Below are 3,083 nucleotides of genomic sequence, written 5' to 3'. Positions count from 1 at the left end.
TTACAGGTGTTCTATAACCGCCAGAGACGCCACTCAACTATCGGCTATCAGACGCCATTGGGCTATGAGAAAGAAAACCGAAAAGCTGCNGATTTTTTGTCCGGAAAAGCCTTGCCATATCAAAATATCTTTGCGGCGACTGACAGATATCATTACAGCAATTGATTTTTATATGTTTTTTTCTTGAAGCCGGGTATTTATGTATTTTTTCTTGAAACCGGGTATTTCTTTTGATAATTTCAGTCGCGCGTGAAGCCTGTCACATTTTTAAAAGATAAAGCACTAAAATATTTGCACTCTGCCTTAGGCAAGACAGGGGCGCTATTTTTAGGGTGCGCCTGTGATCTCAACACCTTGAATAAGCAAGAAAAATAATGTTGCAAGGTTTTTTTACGCAGTTAGCGAAAGCCGTCACAAAAACAAAGCAAAGAAAAAGAAATTCCTATCAAGCACTGTAATTGAGGGGCTTGCCTGAAAGGTTCGGGGCGAATTTGTACATCTCCGGCCTGAGATAAATCTTGTTGCCGATTATAGGGGGGGTGCCGAAAAGTCCAGTCATTGTCTTTCGCTAACATCAACAAAAATCATATATCGTTTTACTAAGGGGAAATAATGAAGAAGTCAGCTCAGATTTTTGCGTCAGAAAAAACAAAATCAACGCAAGCTACTGCGGTTGCATTAGTCATTGGAACGCTGGGTCTTGGTGTGTGGACTGAAAGCCAGGCGGTTCCCGCCTTTGCGCGCCAGACTGGTATGGCCTGTAATTCTTGTCACTTCCAGGGTAGTTATCCGGCGCTCAATCAATTTGGCCGTTCATTCAAAGCGGCTGGATATACTCAATCAGGTGCGCAGGAATTGGTGGAGGATGATAATTTGTCTCTACCAGCCGTTCTTAATGCCTCGTTGATTACCAAGTTTCGCTATCAGAAAACGAATGGAGACAATGCGAGGTTGGTAGAAAGCGGTGCGACCATCGAAGGCAAAGAGGGTGCCTATGCAACCAATGTGGGTGAGCTCCAGCTACCTGACGAGGCCGCCCTGTTTCTGGGAGGCCGAGTAAGTGAAAACATTGGTTTTCTAACCGAACTCTCCTTGCACGGCACAGAAGGCAGTAATTTCCTCTCCTTTAAAATGCCGTTCAACTTCAAGGCAGGCGAAGATACTGACCTGCTGGTTGTCCCGTTCATAACGGACGCCTTGGGTGCAGGGTTTGGCCTTGAGTTGCTGAATACGGGAGCATTGCGCAGTCAGCGAGTGGGAGAGGATCGCAAGTCATTGATGGCGCAGCAATATCTTGGCCTTGGGTATGGGGCTGCAGAAGGTATCACATTTGCAGCCGTGAAGGAGTCTGGCTTCCTCAATGTGACATTTTGGTCCCCCGATTGGAGCAATTTCAGTCCAGAGGGTCTGGCCACCTATGTTCGTGGGGCGCTGACGCCTCAATTGGGTGACTGGGATTCTGGACTTGGATTCCAATACTATTTCGGTAAGTCAAAGAATGACACTGGCGGTAATATCATTGAAGAGAAAGATATAAAGGGGTGGTCTATTGATGGCCAATTGCAGGGCGAATTTCTGGGTAAGCCATTAGGCGCTTATGCTGCATATGGGAGTGTTCCTAGTAATTCGCATTTTAATGCTAGCGCAAACAGGAAAACGGCATGGTCCATCCATGGCCAATATGGTGTGATACCAAATAAGGCGACAATTATACTTGGGTATCGACATGCGGATACGGGTGCTGATACCGACAATGCAGTGACAATAGGTGGCACCTACAATTTTGCGCAAAATGTACAGTTGCAACTCAACCACGTACTACGGAGCGGGAGTAAATATGACACTCCGCAGGATGCGGGCGATCAGCAAACAACCTTGATGCTGTTCAGCGGATTCTGATCGGAGTTCAGCTATGAATAATGGGCTATTTGTCCTGGTTGCATGCTTGCCCATAGTGGTTATTTCCGGGTGCTCATCCTTGGGTGAACGCCCGGGAATGCTTGACATTACTTCCGAGCCTACGGGGGCGGAGGTGTATGTCATGAACACAAGAGTGGGCGTTACCCCGCTCATTCTAGAGCAAGGCAAGGTCTTTCCGATTGTCTATCCACGGGAGAAACACCCGCTGTACGGTACGGTTGAAGTGCGCAAGGTTGGGTGTGCCACACAGCGGCTGCGAGTGGGAACACAAGAGATCGCTAAGGGGGTTCACGCCAGATTGGAATGTAACGAAGTGGAACCCTCGATTATGCCTTCTGATTATCAGCCGAAGTTGCCAGAATCTACTGCAATACAACAATCTGGCAAAACGGTTGAAAAAGCCTCCCCTTTTTTTGAAATGCGGTTGCGTCGTGTTATTGAGCTGCGAGAAAAGGGTTTGATCACGAAACAGGAGGCGAGTGAGATACGGGATCGTATCTTAGACGAACTCTGAATGGATCGTTAAACGCCTCTCATTAACTCCTTGGAGGAGACTTAGATGATACATATACAAAAAAAAATGCTACTGGCTTTTTCAGTTAGTGCTGTCATCGGCTTGGGTGTGGCGCCGTCTGCAGCGCTGGCGGATGGAGCTGCATTGGCAAAGAAATATAATTGCCTGGTGTGCCACAGTGTGGATAAAAAACGGGTTGGTCCCGCATACAAGGCAGTGGCGGCTAGATATGAAGGAGATCCGAGTGCGGTAGCTGATCTTGTTGAAAAAATTAAAAAAGGCGGCAAGGGCGCCTGGGGTTCGGTCCCCATGCCTCCCAACAAGAAAGTTACGGACGAGGTAGCAACGACTATACTGGACTGGGTTCTCGGATTGAACACTGGCACGGTCGTAGCTGCCAATGTGCCGGACTGACCCCTCTGTTGCCTTTGTGCCTGAGGCGAAGTGAGGAGTCAACACGGAATTATCAGGCACTTGAGCTTTGCTGACCACCCTGATAATGAGTAATAGTTCGGCAGGATGCCGCAGGCTATTAACCCGGTAACTGAATAGTGGCCGGGTTAATGCTGGCACAAGGATATGTCGGCCGGTCGACGGCAACTAAAGGCCAGGACGCCTTTTGGTTGCCGAGTTAATAACTGTAATTCAG

3 protein-coding genes are annotated in these 3,083 nt (G+C 48.1%); all 3 read left to right on the top strand.

The window, feature by feature from the left end; all coding sequences use genetic code 11:
• Positions 1-612 precede the first annotated feature (612 nt).
• The 3 genes from RIFP1SYM_RS16065 (at position 613) to RIFP1SYM_RS16055 (ending at position 2,848) form a co-directional block, all read left to right on the top strand.
• A complete protein-coding gene (locus tag RIFP1SYM_RS16065; RefSeq protein ID WP_039960854.1) occupies positions 613-1,899 on the top strand; it encodes a porin in 1,287 nt (428 codons plus the stop codon).
• Positions 1,900-2,041: 142 nt separating this feature from the next.
• Positions 2,042-2,434 (top strand): hypothetical protein, encoded by a 393-nt coding sequence (locus tag RIFP1SYM_RS16060; protein WP_139042190.1) that lies wholly within the window; start codon positions 2,042-2,044, stop codon positions 2,432-2,434.
• Positions 2,435-2,479: 45 nt separating this feature from the next.
• Positions 2,480-2,848 (top strand): c-type cytochrome, encoded by a 369-nt coding sequence (locus RIFP1SYM_RS16055; protein ID WP_050798794.1) that lies wholly within the window; start codon positions 2,480-2,482, stop codon positions 2,846-2,848.
• Positions 2,849-3,083 lie beyond the last annotated feature (235 nt).

This window comes from endosymbiont of Riftia pachyptila (vent Ph05), from assembly GCF_000224455.1.
In the GTDB taxonomy this organism is placed as follows: domain Bacteria; phylum Pseudomonadota; class Gammaproteobacteria; order Chromatiales; family Chromatiaceae; genus Endoriftia; species Endoriftia persephonae.
The sequence above is the reverse complement of the archived record's forward strand: the minus strand, read 5'-3'. Positions and strand labels throughout refer to the sequence as shown.